Raw genomic sequence first — 19,041 nt, 5'->3', positions numbered from 1 at the left:
GAGCTATGCCTACATGATATTATCCGATTCTATCTTGTTTCTTAAATATGATTCATTTAATCCGTTATTACAAAATTCAAACTTCTTCTTTGTATTTCCTTGAACTCTATCTATGATTTGACCTAAATGATACCCCGTATGTTCTACAAGGTGATAAAGTTGATGAATTTAGCGTAACCTTCATTTTTTCAAAGTAGAGATCACACATTCGATACAATGTGATTTTTAGGAATGTTTCACTAAACTCATTGTTCATTCATTCTTACACTCCTTTACTGGGGTTTCGTTTAACGACGTTTAGGTGTTTCCGAACCCAAACCTTAAGGCCCAAACGGCCGGCTGCGACGCAACTTGAACCCGTTGTTATAGGGGTTTCATGACAACGTCGTATTCTCCAACGAAAGTGTGGTTCTAATTACATCAAGCATCTTTTTCCAATCCCTATCACTGTTATTCAAAATATACGTATTAAACGGTAAGTACTTAACTGCTTCTAGTTCGATACCTTTGCGTTTTATGTAGTACTCAATTGTTTTACTGCTTGCCCATTTGGGTTTTGAACGAATAGCAGCTGTATGTTCCAGCGATTCTTTTACACTATCTTGAGTAAGATAAAATAAAACAGGATTTAAAGGAGAAATTAATACTGCTAATTCCCCTAAGTATTCGATGATTTCGTTTTCAGTTATCTCAGGATACAATCGATGGATATCATGAATTTGATGTTGGAATAGGACACTCTCGAAAATGGTTACTGTATCCGTATTAGCCATACTGGCAGCATATCGTTCGAAGCGTTTATAAAATACTCTTTTAAAAATCTTAAAGGGGACTACCGGCTTATCCGAATAACAAAATTCCTTCGATTTCAAATACTCAATTAATTCATCGTTCCATGGTATCGGCACAGGTTCTTTATAAGGAATTAGTACATAATCAAGTTCAATAATAGAATTGACTTTAATCCATTCTGCTTGTTGTGGGAATTTAAATAAGAGATCATTGTATTCATATTGAGTAAGATAAGCAAAAAAGGGCAAATCAATCGGATGTTCACTGCCGTCAATATAAAGTTTTGCAGGTACACCGTCTTCTAAAAGGTGATTAAATAGTTGCTGAGAGGTAGTTGTTTTTCCAGACCCCGGAATTCCTTCGAAAAGAATTAATTTAGTGTTGTTCATGCCCCCACCCTTATCCCTGTATTCACGAAAACGACCCAGTCCTAAATAACTCTTATCTTAGGCTGGGTCGTTTGTTGTCTGAGCTTCTTCCACGATTTTACATCTGATAACTAAGGGGCGGTAGCCCAAAAGCGTGATGGTGTTATAAGAAAGCTGCCTTCTAGGAGATACTCTCACCTACTTGATCAGCTTCATAGCTTTACCCGCAAAAAATAATAAATCTATACTAACCAAACCAGAAAATAACTCTCACATCTTCAGGTTCTCCTAATTTAGTTAGTTTGGGAATTGTCTCATTTATGAAACTTGAACATGTATTCAAAGTATTCCTGTGTTCTTGAAATTGATCACAAAAATAGATTTCATTCCAATTAAAAGTAACTAACTCATTCAAAAATAGCCAACTGTGGTCATAAAAATCTTCTTTATTCTCGAATGCAATCTCTCTCAATTCAGGAGAAATATCAACCGGGAGACCTCTTGGCAAAGAAATAAATTTTAGATTATGATCATTCCTTGTATTCGATAAAATACTAAATAAATCATAGTTTCTATCCTCACTATAAAATTCAGTAGGATCGCTGGGTTTCAATCTAGAAGTTTTGTACCCTGGATAAAGGTAGTAATCCGGGTTAACGGGAGTCTGTAAAATAATTTGTGTAAACTCCCAATTCTACTAAAATGGAAAGTAATAGAAAGGTTGGGGGAACACATGGGACTTTGGACAAAAGAGCAATTACGAGCTTTCATTAAGGAGAACAAACTGGTAACGGCTCAAGATGCACAGAACGCTTTGAAAGAGTTGTTTGCAGAGACCATTCAAGAGATGTTGGAGGCAGAACTCGATACACATCTTGGATATGAGAAGCATGAAGTTAAAGCCAAAGTAACACCCAATAGCCGGAATGGCAAGAGTAAAAAGACAGTGGTTAGCGAGTACGGTGAGCAAGAAATCATGGTCCCTCGGGATCGTTTGGGTGAGTTTGAGCCCTTGGTTATACAGAAACATCAGAAGAATGTGACCGGAATCGAAGATCAGATTATAGCTCTTTACGCTAAAGGTGTCAGCACTCGGGAGATTCAGGATCATCTCCAAAATCTGTACGGAATCGAAGTCTCGCCTACACTCATATCCAATGTTACGAACAAAATCGTACCTCTCATCAAGGAATGGCAAAATCGGCCACTTCAAGGTGTCTACGCGGTCATATACATGGACGCGATTCATTTTAAAGTGAAACAGGACGGAGCTATTGTAAATAAAGCTGCATACATGGTGATCGGAATTGATCTGGATGGGAATAAGGATGTGCTGGGTATGTGGATTGGCGAGAACGAATCCAGCAAGTTCTGGCTCAGCGTACTCAATGACCTTCGAAATCGAGGGGTCCAAGATATCCTTATTATCTGTGTGGACAACCTAAGTGGCTTCTCTGAAGCGATTGCAGCTTGCTATCCAAAGACCGAAATCCAAAAGTGTATCATTCACCAGATCCGTAATTCCACTCGCTACGTATCGTACAAAGATCTTAAGAAAGTCACCGCTGACTTGAAGCCGATTTACAAAGCAGCCACGGAAGAAGGCGCCCTGCTTGAACTGGATCGGTTCGAGGAAGTTTGGGGCACCAAGTATCCGCTCATTGTTCGCTCTTGGAGAAACAACTGGGGAGAGCTCTCAACGTTTTTCAAATACCCGCCGGAGATCCGCAAACTCATCTATACTACCAACATGATTGAAAGCTACCACCGGCAGCTTCGTAAAGTGACCAAAGGAAAAAGCATTTTCCCTACCGATGAAGCCTTGCTTAAAATGCTCTACCTAGCCACAATGGATGTTACTCGTAAATGGACAGGTCGTGTCCAAAATTGGGGGCAAATGCTACTCCAGCTATCCGTCTTCTTTCCGGATCGCATCAGTAACTATTTACGTTAGAAACGCCAAATCCCCCTCGGGGGATTTGCTTGACAATGAGTTTACACAAAAATCTTGACAGACCCGTTAACGGTCCACTTATCAACACTTAGCCAAATAGAAGTACTAACTAAATCCTCTTTACTCTTATTAATTTTCCTCCAAGTACCATCCAACTGTTCATATTCTTTATAGTATCTTTTCTCTACAAAAAACCAAATGTCTGTACCCATAGAGTCTCCTTATATTGTTTTTCCATACTTTATTTAATATGTGGATTTCTTATAGGTTGTGTTCACTAATGACCCAGCCCTTAATAGCTCTTACCTTAGGCTAGGTCATATTACGGCTGAGCTTCTTCCACTATTATACATTTACACACCTAACAACCACGGGACGATAGCCCCTAACGGATTCGCCTTCTAAGAAACACTAATTTCCCTTTTACTTAATTTCTTAAAAACCGAGTAATCCTTATCGGACTTAATAAAACTTAATATCTTTTCGGCGCATTCTATTGGACTCAACTCTTCCGTGCTTACTTCGAGGTCATATTCATTAAAGCAATACACTTTGTCAAACTGAGAATTTGCTAGTCCAATCTGCCGATCGCCTCTTATTTGCTCTCTTCTCATGAGTTCTTCTTTTGAGCACATTACACCTATGAATAATGTAGGCTGGTCAAAAAATGCATCAAGACACTGATTAAAACTCTTATCATTATCGATTACCGTATCTGCGATTACATTCAAACCCATTTCGGAAAACAATTTAATCGTCGAGTAGAACATTGAGGCGATGGGATCAAAAATGATTTGCGCGACAGCTTGATCATCTACTTCTCTTGTAGGTTTAAGGTCCGGAAATTTTTTATCAACAAATTCATTAAAATTAATAAAAAAATCATCTATAGATAGGTGATGAAAAAGAATCTCTTTCTGATTTACCAGCTCATTAGAAATACTAGTCTTTCCTGAACTTGAAGTTCCATTCAATAACACAATGATTCCTTGCTTCAAGCAAATCACCCTCACATATTAGATTTGCGTATCTGATTATGTACCTAATCCCAATCCATATAAAATTCAACTTTTAGATTGCTGCACTTACAATCCGGACATTTCAGCCTGTTGATCTCAGGTTCATTTTCCAATAAAGCCCATCATAGCACTCATAAATCGGTTCCTTCTTATTAATATATTCGGCTATTTGCTTTCTTCCTTCTTCCTCTTCGTACCATTCTAAAATAGCCTGCAAACTAATATATCTAAATCCAATCCCCAAAAAAACATTCTTGTTGTATGAGCATTGACGACAACTAAAAATACAAGCGACTCCCATAAAAAATCACCACCGTGTATAGGGTGTTTAGCAGATGTTCGGGTACTACTAAGAGATTCTTTCAAAAACAGTTCCATTGTCATTTCTATTTGCATATAAATCCTTCTCAGTTATAACCACCCGATTAACTCTATCGCCTTTAATAAAATTTGCAGTTACGCTCATGTCATCAAGATAGAATTGACTATTATCTTTAGGTTTCAGCTTTTTATTACCAAATATAAATAATTGATCATCGATCAGTTCGATATTTATACTAAAGTTTAAATCCTGATTGTAATAGATTCCTTTATACTTAGTAAGTATAGTTATATCGACATAAGGATCAGGAAAATATTCCAAGTCAAATTCATTGATCAATTGCTGCTCGTATAACGAATAATCTTGTTTTGAATTTTCAATAGATATTGTTTCGAGGGATACTTCTTTCACAATTTCATTAGCAAGTGCAGCATAATCCAGAAAAAAGCTAATATGTGAATTTATGCCCAACTCCATCCGATTTATGAAATACATCTCATGTTTATACTCATTATGTTTCTTTAGTAAAAAGTCTTCTTTGCCTCTAACGTCAATCATCTTATGAATTGTGGCTTCAGCATCTTCTTGATAGAAATATATCAATTTGCAATCAATATCTCCTAAAAGCTCGCTCGCATTAACAATTACAGATTTAATTAAGTTTCGATCGACATCTTTATGTAACAAGTGAACAATGGGACTTTGGAATAAAGCAGATTCCATAACAACCACATCGCCACCAGATTGATTAGAAAGGAACTTGTTCCATCTATCTAAATACGACTCAATAAACATATTGTAATCGTCAAAGGATACAGAATGAATGATCGGATGGTTATAGGTAGTCTCGAAAAACAAGTTGCATGTGTGGCCATTTCTCTCAAATTGATTAGCAAGAAATCTAGGGGTCTGTCAAGATTTTTGTGTAAACTCATTGTCAAGCAAATCCCCCGAGGGGGATTTGGCGTTTCTAACGTAAATAGTTACTGATGCGATCCGGAAAGAAGACGGATAGCTGGAGTAGCATTTGCCCCCAATTTTGGACACGACCTGTCCATTTACGAGTAACATCCATTGTGGCTAGGTAGAGCATTTTAAGCAAGGCTTCATCGGTAGGGAAAATGCTTTTTCCTTTGGTCACTTTACGAAGCTGCCGGTGGTAGCTTTCAATCATGTTGGTAGTATAGATGAGTTTGCGGATCTCCGGCGGGTATTTGAAAAACGTTGAGAGCTCTCCCCAGTTGTTTCTCCAAGAGCGAACAATGAGCGGATACTTGGTGCCCCAAACTTCCTCGAACCGATCCAGTTCAAGCAGGGCGCCTTCTTCCGTGGCTGCTTTGTAAATCGGCTTCAAGTCAGCGGTGACTTTCTTAAGATCTTTGTACGATACGTAGCGAGTGGAATTACGGATCTGGTGAATGATACACTTTTGGATTTCGGTCTTTGGATAGCAAGCTGCAATCGCTTCAGAGAAGCCACTTAGGTTGTCCACACAGATAATAAGGATATCTTGGACCCCTCGATTTCGAAGGTCATTGAGTACGCTGAGCCAGAACTTGCTGGATTCGTTCTCGCCAATCCACATACCCAGCACATCCTTATTCCCATCCAGATCAATTCCGATCACCATGTATGCAGCTTTATTTACAATAGCTCCGTCCTGTTTCACTTTAAAATGAATCGCGTCCATGTATATGACCGCGTAGACACCTTGAAGTGGCCGATTTTGCCATTCCTTGATGAGAGGTACGATTTTGTTCGTAACATTGGATATGAGTGTAGGCGAGACTTCGATTCCGTACAGATTTTGGAGATGATCCTGAATCTCCCGAGTGCTGACACCTTTAGCGTAAAGAGCTATAATCTGATCTTCGATTCCGGTCACATTCTTCTGATGTTTCTGTATAACCAAGGGCTCAAACTCACCCAAACGATCCCGAGGGACCATGATTTCTTGCTCACCGTACTCGCTAACCACTGTCTTTTTACTCTTGCCATTCCGGCTATTGGGTGTTACTTTGGCTTTAACTTCATGCTTCTCATATCCAAGATGTGTATCGAGTTCTGCCTCCAACATCTCTTGAATGGTCTCTGCAAACAACTCTTTCAAAGCGTTCTGTGCATCTTGAGCCGTTACCAGTTTGTTCTCCTTAATGAAAGCTCGTAATTGCTCTTTTGTCCAAAGTCCCATGTGTTCCCCCAACCTTTCTATTACTTTCCATTTTAGTAGAATTGGGAGTTTACACAAATTATTTTACAGACTCAAATCTAGCGAATGTCGATTTACCCGATCCAGGAATTCCTTCGACTAATACCACTCTTTTCATTGAGCCCTCCCTCTTACTGCAGTTCTTCATAATTTAAGAGCCATTAAATCCTCATCAAAATATTGTCCATTATATTTAAGAGCATTTCTTTCTGTCCCATAAATCTCAAATCCGAGTGATGCATATAACTTCTTGGCATTACTATTGCCGGAAATAACAGTTAAATTTATTTGTTCCAGATCTTCCATGTCTTTAGCTTTTTTTATCAACTCAAGTAATAACTCTCGTCCTACACCAGTTCCTCTCGCCTCGGGTACTACATACATGCCGAATATATTTCCTTTATGGGCTATTTTCATCCCAACTTCACGTACAAAAGCAACGATTCCAACTAATTCACCTTCAACAAATGCTCCGAGAACGAATCTATCTTGATTAGGACTTATTCGACTAATTACTGTTTCCAGGGAGAATTCTTTCTCTCTTTCAAAGGTGGATCCAAATGCGTCCGGATCGTTTCTAAGTCCACTCAATCGAACTTCTTGATACGATTTAGCATCCGGCTCTTGTAACACTCTTACTATCATATATTCTCCTTCCATTTTAACTTTCGTCTAATCATTCCGATTTTCTTCATATTAATTATTATCGATAAAATACAATTAATAAAAGTTAGCCCCATCCAAATAAATATTGAATACGACATCCACACCTTTATCATCATATAATTATTGTCTAATAGATAAGGCCAGATTATTACCAATACCAAAAGTAGAATGCTTAGAATTAGTGCTACACTGCTTCCTGTCATTTTTCTGAACCTTGTCTTTTCATCTTTAATATTAAGTTTTATACCTCTAATGAGCTTATTTGCTTGGACACATAAGATAATGATGGCTATTATTACTAAGAATGAAAATACCAAATCAATTAATAGATACACGTCATCATAATTAAATTTATTCATTTGATTTCCATTCATATTCTCATAAATGTTATTAGCAATTAGCGTTGGTGTAGTTGAATTCAAATTAGCCATAACAAATATGGCCTGCTGCTTTTCTAAATCAATAAGAACCTGTGAAGAGTAATTAGGATTAGATCCATTATGACTTATAACTCTATTTTTCGTATCGACACTCCATCCGAATGAATAGTATTGATTTTCACTTTCGTATCCCGCCGTTTTGATGTCCACTTGATGTGATTGTTGTATCGCTTTCAATAAATTATCTGGTATATCGCCTATCCCCATTTGGGCATTAATCCAGCGTTCTAGATCTTTTGAATTCGTTACCAAATATCCTGCAGCGATATTCCCATAATATCTAGGGGCATCATATTCTAAGCTTCTTCCAAAAAATACACGATATCCTTTGGTAAGCGTATCAGATTCCTTTTCCTGACCTGTTGAAAAATAACTATGAATCATCCCTAAAGGAACCAGTATGTTTTCAGTCATATAATCCTGATAGCGTTTGCCTGTAACTTTTTCAATAATCATCGCTAAAATATCATAATTAACAGTAGCATAATTATATGCTGTCCCAGGATGCGTATCTAATGCAATGTCTGACACATTATGTATCGTTTTTTTGAGCATATCTTCCGTGGTACCCTCAGGAATTAACCGAATACTCCACGGAGGAATTCCGCTTGTATGTGCTAACAACTGATGAATCGTAATATTAACTTTCTCACCCTTAATGGTTGGCTCAAACGATGGAATATAATCTGTAATAGAATCTGAAAGAGATAAGGAGCCCTCATTTTCCAATAAAATAACGGCCAGAGCCGTAAATGCCTTTGTAGTCGATCCCAACTCAAATAATGACTCTTCAGTTACCCTCTTTTTATTATTCACATCTGCATATCCGTAATTCTTAAATTCAGTCTTGCCCTGGTCTGATACTACCATGGTCACTCCTGGAGTCGCTGATTTGGCCATGATGGTTTCCACCATTTTATCCGTAGTATCATAATTCCCTGTCCTTACCAAACTGCCAAGTTCATCTCAACACGCTATAGTAGTAATGATTGCGATAAGTAGGATGACATATATTATTGATGTGCCTGTTTTACTTAGGATTTTCTTCATTGTGGTTCTCCCTATTGTAAGCTTCTATAAACAATCCGATTAGAAGGCCTTCGATCCCAATCTTAGATCTCTATCTCTTCAATAATTGACCATCCCTTAGAATGATCCTTGCAAGTCCATTCCCATTCTTCATGCATTCTCAATCTTCCATCCTCTTGTTTCTCTGGTCTCGATTTACATATCCCCGTCATCAACTCATTCTTATCATTAATATGTTGATATCTCATGTCCAGATTTCCAGCCTCATCTACCAAGGCAATTAAATGACCTACTAGTATCCCGCCCCCGGCATATTCTGCCCATACTCGATTTCCTTCCTGATTGTAGTGAAAAATTGTTTCTTGAGTCACTTCTCCGTTTTTAGTGTTTTTTATGGTTCTAAAAGTTTTCCCGTTATAATTTATGATTTCCACATTTATCACCTATTTTCTTTGATTTTACCTTCGGTCTTATTTATTTCATCCAAAATAAGCTTAATAATCTCGTCTGTATGTAAAGCCCCATCAATAACAACGTCTGAATTAGGTTTTGTTGTCTTTAACATACTTTCATACCCCATTCTTCCCCGGGATAGATAATTACTTAATTCATCCATTATCACTTCTGTATTTGTGTTTCTAAAATCTCTTAATAACCTTCTTGCCATAGCTATATCTAGAGGTGTATCTACAAAGACAGTCAAATCAATGGTCTTCAAATCATGGTGCAGTCTTGAAAATGGATAATCTATTAATATGTACCTCACATCACGGGAGTTTATTAGGCTATTTACATCAGTTACGATCGGTTCGATGCTCCACTCGTTACAATCTGCTCCCCGCTCAACCCAATCTATAATATCCTCTGGTCCTTCAACATGATAATCATCGAAATAAAGAGCTCTTGAATTGTTCAACACTTGATTTAAACGCGAAGTAATCGTAGTTTTTCCTCCACCAGAAACCGCAGCAATAGCAATTATTTTTGGTTTTGAATAAATCATTATGCAATCCTCCCCGAAAAACAGATATTTTAGCGAGATCCGACAGACTTAGTCAGTATTATTATATTAAATCAGGCATCTTCAAAACATTGTATTTATTAAAATCTTCAATTATTGCCTTTGGAAGATAGTAGAACGATTTGTCTATTCTGATCCGTCTGAAAAGTTACAGCGTATATTAATTTTTCAACACTTGCCTCAATTCCAGCTTCATGCCTTTGGTAATATTAATTGTCAGTGGCAATCCAACTCCTAATAGGCTTTAAAAAAGGAACGCTCAAACTAAATTTTTTATCATATGGATGGTTATGAATTTCTTTGAACCTATATCATGAATCTTCATATCGAATGGTTTGAAGCCACTTTTTGAATAAAAAGCCAGCCCTCTTGAATTCGTACTATGACAGGCTAATTTCAGCTTTTTAGTTTTCAATGTATTTTTGGCTTTTTCAATCATTACATTTAATAAATACTGGGATGCTCCCCCTGCTTGCTGGTGAAACAATTACGTTTCCTAGCCAAAAACTATCATCTTCAAGCTCATCCGCATAAATATTGGCGTATGCCTCTACTTCATTTTTTGCATCATCTAAAATGACAATCGGTTCAAATCTATCTTTGTAGATACTCAATACAACTCCTTAAGACGGTTTCTACGACACGACCCAGCCTTAGATAGACTCCTATCATAGACTGGGTCGTGTTGTTGTCTGAGTTTATTCTATGATTATACATCTGACAACCAAGGGGCGATAGTTTGTTGCTGAGCTCATCTTATCGTCTGGTAAACGAGACCTATGGCTCCAGAATCAAAGGTCTTGTTTTCGATAAGTTTAAGATCGATCTTCTCCTTGAGACCTTGGAACAACGGCAATCCGCTGCCGATCAGGACAGGAGAAACCGTAATTTTATACTCATCTATTAAATCAAGCTGCATAAGGTAATGTGCGAACCTTGGACTGCCGAGAATAACCATATCCTTCCCTGGCTGCTGTTTGAGGTTTTTGATCTCTTCTTCAACATCTTCTTTCACCAGTCTGGAATTGTTCCATTCTACGTTCTCCAGCGTCGTGGAAAAAATGACTTTGTCAGTCTTTTCGATCCACTCGGCATGATTCCGTTCATGCTCCGAAGCTGCTGGATTCGAAGGCACGGAAGGCCAGTAACTGTACATCATCTGATAAGTCCCGCGTCCCCAAAGGACCGTGTCGGCAGTACTCAGAATTTCCTTGGCGTGCTTTTCCAAGTCAGCATCGTAGGAAACCCAGCCAATGTCCATTTCACCGCTCGGCCCTTCTACAAAGCCGTCAAGCGATGAATGCAGAAATAAAACGAGTTTTCTCATGTTCAATTCTCCTTTTTTATGAAAGATCATCATTCCACAATCTGGTTACTTCTTTTAATTCTAAATCCTCAAATTGCATTTTATAGATATCCGGTTTCGTTAATTGATTCAAAAAATCCAAACCATAAGCCGGATCAAAATGATTCATCATCAAAGTCATTACAAGACCGTGGGTTCCGACAGCTATTTTCTTCCCTCTATGCTCATTTAGTATGGGTTTTAGAATTGCGATTGCTCTATTCTGACACTCAGCATTAGACTCTCCACCTATTAAGGTATAATCAGGGTCATTAAAACTCTCTCGGATACTAGACATTAACTCTGCATTTTCAATAAGCTCTGCGGCAAAATGACGCTCTCTAAGATCTTCAAATATTTGAACCTCTTTGTTTAAAAGCTTGGCCAATCCCTCAACACTAAGAATTGCCCGTGTATAAGGACTTGATATAATCATGTCTATTCCTTCACCTATAAGTATCTTCGTTACCTTTTCAATATCGACCTTTCCTTTTGGGGTAAGCCCTCTTGTTCTTTCATTTCCTTCAGTATATGGTGATTCTCCATGCCTAACCATATATAGTTGTCTTCATACGGCCTCCCTTATTTATTTCGCTTCCCATTCTGTATTTACTATTCCACGTCTAATATTCCATTCTTTCAGCATTTTCCTTTGTTTATTCTCTAAATCCAGACTTGGTGATGCTATGTAATTGATTGTATTAAATTGATTTATGAAATGAGGGCCTTCTTTCATACGTCTTATTGCTCCATATTCATCATCATCCGCTGCCCAAACGACTTGTTTAATCCCTGATAGCAAAATAGTACACGTACACATGGGACACGGCTCGCAAGTTGTATTTAGAGTCAAGTCGTTTTTCTTGAATCTTTTATTAGATGTATCTAACAAGATGTGTCCGGCCTTTCTAATTGCATCCACCTCTGCATGTGCGGTGCAGTCCTCCTGCGTGAATACTCTATTTCTCCCTCTACTAACTACTTTGCCTTCGTTATCAACAATTACAGCCCCGATTGGGTAGGTCCCTTCACTCTCTGCTAACGTTGCTTATTCAAATGCTATTTCTAAAAATTTGAGATGATCCTTAATCATGAAAAGATCCGGCCTTTGTTTTTATTGTATTGCAGTTATCTCAGCTAGCGTTCCCGCATCTGAGACACGATCCGGTTTTGTGGGACAAAATGCAACACGTTTAAGCCATCGACCTTGCTAAACAGTCCCATTTATACCCAATATACACCATACGTAAATTTGAGAAAACCGCAAAAAGAGCCTAGCTCACAATGACAGCCAGGCTCACGATCAATCTCTTATTATCCTTCAATTCATTCCAAACCAAGTTTACAAAAACGCCCCAACCTTAGACAGCACTCATCTTTGGCTGGGACGTTTATCTTGAGCTTATTTTCTTATCTGGAAGATTGAGCTTGAAGCACGTAAAGCAAAACGGTTACCGCGCCCCCAGCACCTCGGTTGTCCATTTGTTAATCAGACGCTCACGGTTTTGGCCGGCCCAGTCGAGGTCGTAGGGGATGACGTTCAGCTTCTCCAGCGGAATGGCTTCCTCGGGCGCGACGGCATCGCGATTGGTAAGCTGCTGGTAGTTGCCAACCTGCTTGCCGAGCTCCTGGGCTTGCTTGGTCAGCGCCCAGTCGACAAATCGGCGGGCTTCCTCCTGGTGCGGGCCGCCCTTGATGATGCCAACGGCACCGATCTCGTAGCCCGTGCCTTCCGTCGGGAATCCGATGATGAGGTTTTGGAAGCCCTCCTTGTAGAACTTCAGCGCGTCATGGGAGAACATGACTGCTGTCCCGACCTCTCCCATTCCCACGGTGCGTCCAGGGACACTGCCGGAGGTGGTGTAAATGACATTCTGCTGATGCAGCTGACGCAAGAAGTCAAACGCTTCTTCCTCGCCGAACAGCTGTACGAGCGTCGCTAGCATGGTATAGGCTGTTCCTGAGGAACGTGGATCCGCCATCGAGATCATGCCCCGGTATTCCGGCTTCAGCAGATCGTACCACGATTGCGGAGCCTGCAGACCGACCTCCTGCAGCCAGGTTTTGTTGGAGACGAAGGCGATCGCCCCGACATATATGCCGGTCCAATACCCTTCCGGGTCGCGATATTCCGGCGGGATGGCCTCCACATTTTTGGATACATACGGCTCCAGCAGATCTTCCGATTTGGCCTGGATGAACGTATCGGCCGGCCCTCCGAACCAGATGCTCGCTTTGGGGGAATTCCGCTCAGCCCGAATTCTCGACAGAATCTCTCCGTTCGACATGCGCACATAATTTACTTTGATGCCAGTCTGCTTCTGAAAGGTCTCCATCGCCTTGATCGCATGATCCTCATACAATCCGGCATACACGGTAAGCGTGCCTTTGCTCTCCTTGCCGCAGGCAGAAAGAAGAAATGACATCAGCAAGGAGAGCAGCAACGCGGATAGCGCTATTTTTCTCATGCAATCCCTTCTTTCTTGGTGTGATGTCATTTCTTTGGATGAGTACAGAAGTTAAATTACATGAAGGGCGTCCTCCGCAAACTGCAGAGATACGGAAGAGCCGACCGAGTACACCTTCTCCTGAATCGGGTTATGCTCGGTAATCTGGAACATCTGGCCCTCGAACAGAACCTCGTATTCCTGGGTCTGGCCCATGAACACGCTTTTCTGCACGATGCCCTGATGTCTTGTGCCTTTAGCTAAAGTGACGGCTTCCGGGCGGATTACCACGGTCACGCGGTCCCCCGCTTTAAACCCGTCGCGGCGAATCCGCAGCACACCCGAAGCTGTCTCCACGAGCAGCCGGCCGTCTTCCGTTCCCTTGACAGTGCCTTCCAGGAAGTTGGCGGTTCCGATGAAATCGGCCACGAACTTACTCTTCGGACGCTGATAAATTTCCATTGGCGTGCCGACCTGCTCGATCTTTCCTTTATTCATGACGATGACCTTATCGCTCATGCTCATTGCTTCGCTCTGGTCATGCGTTACATACACGGCGGTGATGCCGATCTGCTGCTGAATGCGGCGGATTTCATCCCGCATCACTAGGCGTAGCTTCGCGTCGAGGTTGGATAGCGGCTCATCGAACAGCAGAACGCCCGGCTCCATGACAAGCGCTCTGGCCAGCGCCACACGCTGCTGCTGACCGCCCGACAGCTGGTTTGGCATCCGATCCCGATAATCCTGTAGATTCATTATATCCAAGACGGATTCAATTTTCGAGATCATTTCGGATTTGGCCATTTTCTTGATTTTGAGGCCGTAAGCAATGTTGTCAAATACATTCAGATGCGGAAACAGCGCATACGATTGGAACACCATCGTGCAGTCCCGGCGGTTCGGCGGAATTTGGTCCACCGCCTCGTTTCCGAAGTAGATGTGACCTTCGGTGATGTCTTCAAAACCGGCAATCATGCGCAGCGTCGTCGTTTTTCCGCAGCCGGACGGACCGAGGAGGGTGACGAACTCCCCTTCTCCGATCTCCAGGTTCACCCCGGAGACGGCGTAAGACTTCTCGCCTCTATCGTTCATGAAGGCTTTCGATATATTTTTCAGTGTGACGGATTTAGCCATTTTAACATACCTCCTTAAGGATGGGCGCGGCCGCTTATGCGGACCGCTCTTTGCCGCCCATCCATCTCACGAGCAAGTTTAACAGAATGAGCGCCACGATCATGATCAGAATCAGAATCGTACAGTAGGCGCTTGCTACACCGATCCGGCCGGCCTCGACCTGCGCCAGAATCGACGCGGTAATCAGATTGTACTTGGCCGAGATGAGGAAAATAACGGCGCTCATCGCGGTCATGCTCTTGACGAAACTGTTCACGAGACCGCTGAAAAAAGCGGACTTGATGAGCGGCAGCACGACGCTCGTGAACACTTTACTTCCGCTGGCTCCGAGATTCGTCGCGGCTTCCTCGATGCTCGGATCGATCTGCTGCAGGGCAGCAACTCCGGAGCGGATGCCCACCGGCATGGAGCGTACCACGAATGCGGCAACGATAATGATGCCGGTTCCGGTCAGCGCTAACGGCGCTTTGTTGAACGCGAGAATGTACCCGATCCCGATGACCGTACCCGGTACGGCGATCGAGAGCATACTGATGACTTCCAAGGCTCTTTTACCGAAGAAACGTTTGCGGACAATCAGGAATGCGATAATCATACCCAGCAATCCTGCAATCGGCGTGGCGACAATGGCGAGCGTCAGCGTATCCTTGATCGCCTTCTGTCCTATAGAGAAAACATATTTGTAATGATCCAGCGTCAGGCTGTTGTTGATGCCCCACAGCTTGATGAACGAACCGATCGGGACAAGGGCATAGAAGGCAATAACGACGAACGACATGATCATACAAAATGTGAATAGTCCATGTTTAATCGCCCCGGACTCGATCATTCTCCGTTGTCCGGTAGGCTTGCCTGTGATGGTAACGTAGCTTTTTTTGCCGACCCAGAAATTTTGCAGAATATAGACGATGATCGTCACCGTCAGCAGCACCATCGCCAAGGCGGCCCCGGCCTGCAAGTTGTAGCTTCCGACGGCCTGTAAGTAGATCTCTCTGGCTACGGTGGAGTAGTTCCCGCCGATCGTCATCGGGTTCCCGAAGTCCGCAAGCGACTGAACGAACACGAGCAGGAACGCGTTGGCGATTCCCGGGACGGACAGCGGTAGCGTGACGCTAATGAACGTCTTCAGCCGGCTGGCCCCCATGTTCTGACTGGCCTCCTCCAACGAAGGACTAATCGAACGCAGCAGCCCGGACAGTGTCAGGAAGGCTATCGGAAAAAAAGAAAGCGTCTGTACAAGAACCAGGCCATGCAGCCCGTAAATATTCGCATTTTCAAGTCCCAGTAAGTTTTTCGTTATCAGCCCCTGCTTCCCGAGAAGTAGCATGGCGGATAAGGCAATGACAAACGGCGGTGAAATGACCGGGAGAATGGCAATGCCGTTAAAGAGTTTTTTGAACGGTACTTTTACATAAGCGAACGTATATGCAAAAACATACGCAATCACGGTGGACAACGTCGCCGTCAGGACGGCCAGCACGAGGGAGTTGACCAGGGCGTGGAATAATCCGCCCCCGGACAGCACCCGCCGATATCCTTGTAAGCCAACTTCGCCGGTGGACCCGACGAAGCTGGACTTTGCGATTTGGAATAGCGGATAGACGATAAAAACGAGTAAGCAGAGCATGACCAACACGATGAGAATCGGCAGGAGCGGCTCGCGCTTGAATCTCTTGAACATGGCGCTCATTCAAGCTCTCTCCTCTCTGAGTTCAAACTGATATTATTTCTTAACTTCGGCACTCCATTTGTCGATCAGGCGCTGACGCTCTTTACCGGCTTCAACGACGTCGTAATCGATCGTATTGATTTCAGACAGATTAACGGCTTGCTCTGGTCCGACCGCATCCGGGTTCGTCAGGTTCTGGAAGCTGCCTACGGTTTTACCCAGCTCTTGAGCGGCCGGGGACAGTGCCCAGTCTACAAATTTTTGCGCCAGCTCTTCGTTCTTCGTGTTCTTGATAATGCCGATCGAGCCGGTCTCATAGCCTGTTCCGTCCTCTGGGATCGTCATTTCAAGGCTGCTAAAGCCTTCTTCCTGGTACTTGATAATGTCGTGCGCGAACAGAATGCCTACGCCGGCTTCGCCCATACCGACCATCCGGCCCGGTGCGGCGCCGCTCGTCGTATACTGCTGAACCTGCGGATGCAGCTTCTTGAGGTATTCGAAGCCCTTCTCTTCGCTGCCCATTACTTTCAGCACCGTGTACATTGCGGTGTACGCGGTTCCGGAGGAAGCCGGGTCCGCCATGACGATTTCGCCTTTAAACGCCGGGTTGAGCAGATCTTCCCATGTCTTCGGGGCTTCTACGCCTTTTTTGGCCAAAAATTCTTTATTGGAAGCAAAGCCGACCGCGCCGACATAGACGCCTGTCCAATTGCCGTCCGCATCTTTATACTTCGCATCGATCTTCTCGGCAACCGGCGACTTGTACGGCTGAAGCAGTCCTTCCGAAGTCGCTTGCACGAAGGTGTCTGCCGGTCCGCCGTACCAGACGTCCGCCTGCGGGTTATCCTTCTCCGCCCGGACCTTGGCGAGGATCTCGCCTGCCGACATCCGGATCATGCTGGCTTCAATGCCCGTGTCCTCGGTGAACTTCTTGATCGCGGCGACCGCGTGATCTTCCTGGAAACCGATGTATACGGTCAGCTTGCCTTGCGGCTTCGCCGGAGCGGCATCCCCGCCTCCGTTAGCTGCTGGTGCAGCCGTGTTGCCGCCCGAAGATCCGCAGCCCGTAAACAGCAACGCGGCCATCGTTATAGCGGAGATTGAGCTGATCCATTTTTTCTTTCCCATCTGTTATATCCCCCTTCAATGTTTATGGCTTAATTATATTGGTTGCGCTTACAAACCTGTGAGTCCAAGTCTCTGCCACTTCTCGCGGCAATAAAACAGACACACAAAATAGCCCGATTTCACCCTCTGATGAGGATGAGATCAGGCTCTCGTACTACTATTGTTTTGGAGGTGTAGCATATGTTTTCCGGGACGGGTACCGGCGTTATTGAAACCAGCTGAACAGCTGATGCACTAGCACCCCGATGACCGAGAAATCGCTGTCGGCAAAAGTCGCGCGCAAATATCCGAGGTTCGTCAGCAGCGGAATGAGGAATGCCGGCAGAATCGTAATGACGAATCCGTGGATCAAGGAGGATACGATCAGCCCTTTACGGCCGCCGATTTGATAAGCGATAACGCCCGCCGCGCCGCCAGCGAAGAAATGCGGGATGACTCCAGGAATAATGACGGTATACTGCACCTGTAACAGCACGACCATCGCCGCCAGGCCACCGGTGAAACTGAGCAGGAATCCGATCATCGCGGCGAACGGCGAAAATTTGAACAACACCGGGCAATCCAGCGCAGGAATCGCTCCCGGTACGACCCGGTCGGCAATTCCTTTGAAGGCAGGCACGATTTCGGACAACAGCATGCGCACCCCTGCCAAGATAACGTAGCAACCCCCTGCGAACCAGGTCGCCTGTATCAAGGACACGACGAGAATATGCCGTCCCGAGAACATCTCTTCGATCCCCCCGGGGGAAATGAACAACCCGGAGAAGAGGAACAGCACGAAGGTAAACACCGTAATGACAACCATATGATCCTGAAAAAAAGAGCGCAGCTTCTGCAGCCCCTTCGACTCCGGCGGCTCCGGTCCCTTTTTGAACCAGGAAGCGACGAACCCGCTCAGCACATAGCCGATACTGTTGAAATGTCCCACCGCAAAGTCATTGTTTCCCGTTACCCGCCGAATATATGGCTGGGAGATCATGGGCGCAAAGGACATGCACAAAGCCAAAACGATCCCTCCGGCAATGGCCACCTTCCATAGCGGCATCGACATCGACACGAGCACTCCCGCGAGGAGCGAAGCCATGAACAGCATATGGTGTCCCGTTAGAAAAATATATTTGATCCGCGTAAAACGGGCGATCATCAAGTGGACGATCATCCCGGCCAGCATAATGAGCGCGATCTCCTCGCCGTAATTAATCTGTGCGAGCGCCGTAATCGTCTCGTTATGCGGAATGATCCCGATGATTTGAAATCCCTTCTGGATGACCGCCGATAAATTGGATAGGGACGAGCCGGCGGCGTTCGCACCGATCTGGAGCAGCGTGTAGCCGAGCATCGTCTTGATCGTGCCGTGGATCAACCGCTGGAACGGCTGCTTCTGCAGCAGCAATCCGAGAAACGCGATTAACCCGAGCAGCAGGGCAGGCTCCCCAAGCAAACCCTTGCTGACCAATTGCGTTGCGTTCATGGGCAACCCCCGCTTTTGTCTGTAAGT

At 43.6% G+C, this 19,041-nt stretch carries 19 protein-coding genes and 1 pseudogene; 1 reads left to right on the top strand and 19 read right to left on the bottom strand.

Annotated elements, in window-relative coordinates; all coding sequences use genetic code 11:
- Nucleotides 1–374: 374 nt before the first annotated feature.
- Both NYE70_RS01785 and NYE70_RS01780 read right to left on the bottom strand, forming a co-directional pair.
- The gene (locus NYE70_RS01785; RefSeq protein WP_341044831.1) at nucleotides 375–1,181 is read right to left on the bottom strand and encodes a hypothetical protein; all 807 of its coding nucleotides are present in this window, start codon (nucleotides 1,179–1,181) and stop codon (nucleotides 375–377) included.
- Nucleotides 1,182–1,407: 226 nt separating this feature from the next.
- Nucleotides 1,408–1,773 carry a hypothetical protein gene (locus NYE70_RS01780; protein ID WP_341044830.1) on the bottom strand — a complete coding sequence of 122 codons (366 nt, stop codon included), beginning with the start codon at nucleotides 1,771–1,773 and terminating at the stop codon, nucleotides 1,408–1,410.
- A 120-nt stretch (nucleotides 1,774–1,893) separates the two neighbouring features.
- Here NYE70_RS01780 and NYE70_RS01775 point away from each other — a divergent pair, with 120 nt between their 5' ends.
- Nucleotides 1,894–3,114, top strand: coding sequence for an IS256 family transposase (locus tag NYE70_RS01775; RefSeq protein WP_211020084.1), 1,221 nt, complete (start codon nucleotides 1,894–1,896; stop codon nucleotides 3,112–3,114).
- Nucleotides 3,115–3,515: 401 nt separating this feature from the next.
- Here NYE70_RS01775 and NYE70_RS01770 read toward each other — a convergent pair whose 3' ends face one another.
- The 17 genes and pseudogenes from NYE70_RS01770 to NYE70_RS01690 form a co-directional block, all read right to left on the bottom strand.
- The gene (locus NYE70_RS01770; RefSeq protein WP_341044829.1) at nucleotides 3,516–4,112 is read right to left on the bottom strand and encodes a chloramphenicol phosphotransferase CPT family protein; all 597 of its coding nucleotides are present in this window, start codon (nucleotides 4,110–4,112) and stop codon (nucleotides 3,516–3,518) included.
- Nucleotides 4,113–4,482: 370 nt separating this feature from the next.
- Nucleotides 4,483–5,250 (bottom strand): hypothetical protein, encoded by a 768-nt coding sequence (locus tag NYE70_RS01765; RefSeq protein ID WP_341044828.1) that lies wholly within the window; start codon nucleotides 5,248–5,250, stop codon nucleotides 4,483–4,485.
- Between the two features lie 175 nt (nucleotides 5,251–5,425).
- Nucleotides 5,426–6,646 (bottom strand): IS256 family transposase, encoded by a 1,221-nt coding sequence (locus NYE70_RS01760; RefSeq protein WP_211020084.1) that lies wholly within the window; start codon nucleotides 6,644–6,646, stop codon nucleotides 5,426–5,428.
- Between the two features lie 162 nt (nucleotides 6,647–6,808).
- The gene (locus tag NYE70_RS01755; RefSeq protein ID WP_341044827.1) at nucleotides 6,809–7,309 is read right to left on the bottom strand and encodes a GNAT family N-acetyltransferase; all 501 of its coding nucleotides are present in this window, start codon (nucleotides 7,307–7,309) and stop codon (nucleotides 6,809–6,811) included.
- Complete coding sequence (locus NYE70_RS01750; RefSeq protein WP_341044826.1) at nucleotides 7,306–8,685, bottom strand: serine hydrolase domain-containing protein; 1,380 nt, start codon at nucleotides 8,683–8,685, stop codon at nucleotides 7,306–7,308. The genes NYE70_RS01755 and NYE70_RS01750 overlap by 4 nt, the downstream gene beginning before the upstream one ends.
- Nucleotides 8,686–8,882: 197 nt before the next feature.
- Nucleotides 8,883–9,233, bottom strand: a complete 351-nt coding sequence (locus NYE70_RS01745; protein WP_341044825.1) for a n-acetylglutamate synthase — start codon at nucleotides 9,231–9,233, stop codon at nucleotides 8,883–8,885.
- 5 nt (nucleotides 9,234–9,238) lie between these two features.
- The gene (locus NYE70_RS01740; protein ID WP_341047492.1) at nucleotides 9,239–9,799 is read right to left on the bottom strand and encodes a hypothetical protein; all 561 of its coding nucleotides are present in this window, start codon (nucleotides 9,797–9,799) and stop codon (nucleotides 9,239–9,241) included.
- A gap of 280 nt (nucleotides 9,800–10,079) precedes the next feature.
- Entirely contained in the window at nucleotides 10,080–10,259 is a 180-nt protein-coding gene (locus NYE70_RS01735) for a hypothetical protein (protein ID WP_341044824.1), read from the bottom strand.
- On the bottom strand, nucleotides 10,252–10,434 hold the full coding sequence (locus NYE70_RS01730) for a hypothetical protein (RefSeq protein WP_341044823.1): 183 nt from the start codon (nucleotides 10,432–10,434) through the stop codon (nucleotides 10,252–10,254). The genes NYE70_RS01735 and NYE70_RS01730 overlap by 8 nt, the downstream gene beginning before the upstream one ends.
- A gap of 137 nt (nucleotides 10,435–10,571) precedes the next feature.
- Nucleotides 10,572–11,147, bottom strand: coding sequence for a dihydrofolate reductase family protein (locus tag NYE70_RS01725; RefSeq protein ID WP_341044822.1), 576 nt, complete (start codon nucleotides 11,145–11,147; stop codon nucleotides 10,572–10,574).
- A 16-nt stretch (nucleotides 11,148–11,163) separates the two neighbouring features.
- On the bottom strand, nucleotides 11,164–11,721 hold the full coding sequence (locus NYE70_RS01720; RefSeq protein ID WP_341044821.1) for a histidine phosphatase family protein: 558 nt from the start codon (nucleotides 11,719–11,721) through the stop codon (nucleotides 11,164–11,166).
- Between the two features lie 30 nt (nucleotides 11,722–11,751).
- Nucleotides 11,752–12,189: pseudogene (locus NYE70_RS01715) on the bottom strand (nucleoside deaminase); the annotation flags it as partial.
- A gap of 427 nt (nucleotides 12,190–12,616) precedes the next feature.
- Complete coding sequence (locus tag NYE70_RS01710; protein WP_341044820.1) at nucleotides 12,617–13,633, bottom strand: ABC transporter substrate-binding protein; 1,017 nt, start codon at nucleotides 13,631–13,633, stop codon at nucleotides 12,617–12,619.
- Nucleotides 13,634–13,684: 51 nt separating this feature from the next.
- Nucleotides 13,685–14,746 (bottom strand): ABC transporter ATP-binding protein, encoded by a 1,062-nt coding sequence (locus NYE70_RS01705; RefSeq protein WP_341044819.1) that lies wholly within the window; start codon nucleotides 14,744–14,746, stop codon nucleotides 13,685–13,687.
- A 34-nt stretch (nucleotides 14,747–14,780) separates the two neighbouring features.
- Nucleotides 14,781–16,436 (bottom strand): ABC transporter permease, encoded by a 1,656-nt coding sequence (locus NYE70_RS01700; protein WP_341044818.1) that lies wholly within the window; start codon nucleotides 16,434–16,436, stop codon nucleotides 14,781–14,783.
- 33 nt (nucleotides 16,437–16,469) lie between these two features.
- Complete coding sequence (locus NYE70_RS01695) at nucleotides 16,470–17,543, bottom strand: ABC transporter substrate-binding protein (RefSeq protein WP_341044817.1); 1,074 nt, start codon at nucleotides 17,541–17,543, stop codon at nucleotides 16,470–16,472.
- Nucleotides 17,544–17,748: 205 nt separating this feature from the next.
- Nucleotides 17,749–19,014 (bottom strand): PTS ascorbate transporter subunit IIC, encoded by a 1,266-nt coding sequence (locus tag NYE70_RS01690; RefSeq protein ID WP_341044816.1) that lies wholly within the window; start codon nucleotides 19,012–19,014, stop codon nucleotides 17,749–17,751.
- Between the last annotated feature and the right edge of the window lie 27 nt (nucleotides 19,015–19,041).

It is taken from the genome of Paenibacillus sp. FSL R5-0407 (genome assembly GCF_038009185.1).
Classification (GTDB): Bacteria; Bacillota; Bacilli; order Paenibacillales; family Paenibacillaceae; genus Fontibacillus; species Fontibacillus vini.
The sequence above is the reverse complement of the archived record's forward strand: the minus strand, read 5'-3'. Positions and strand labels throughout refer to the sequence as shown.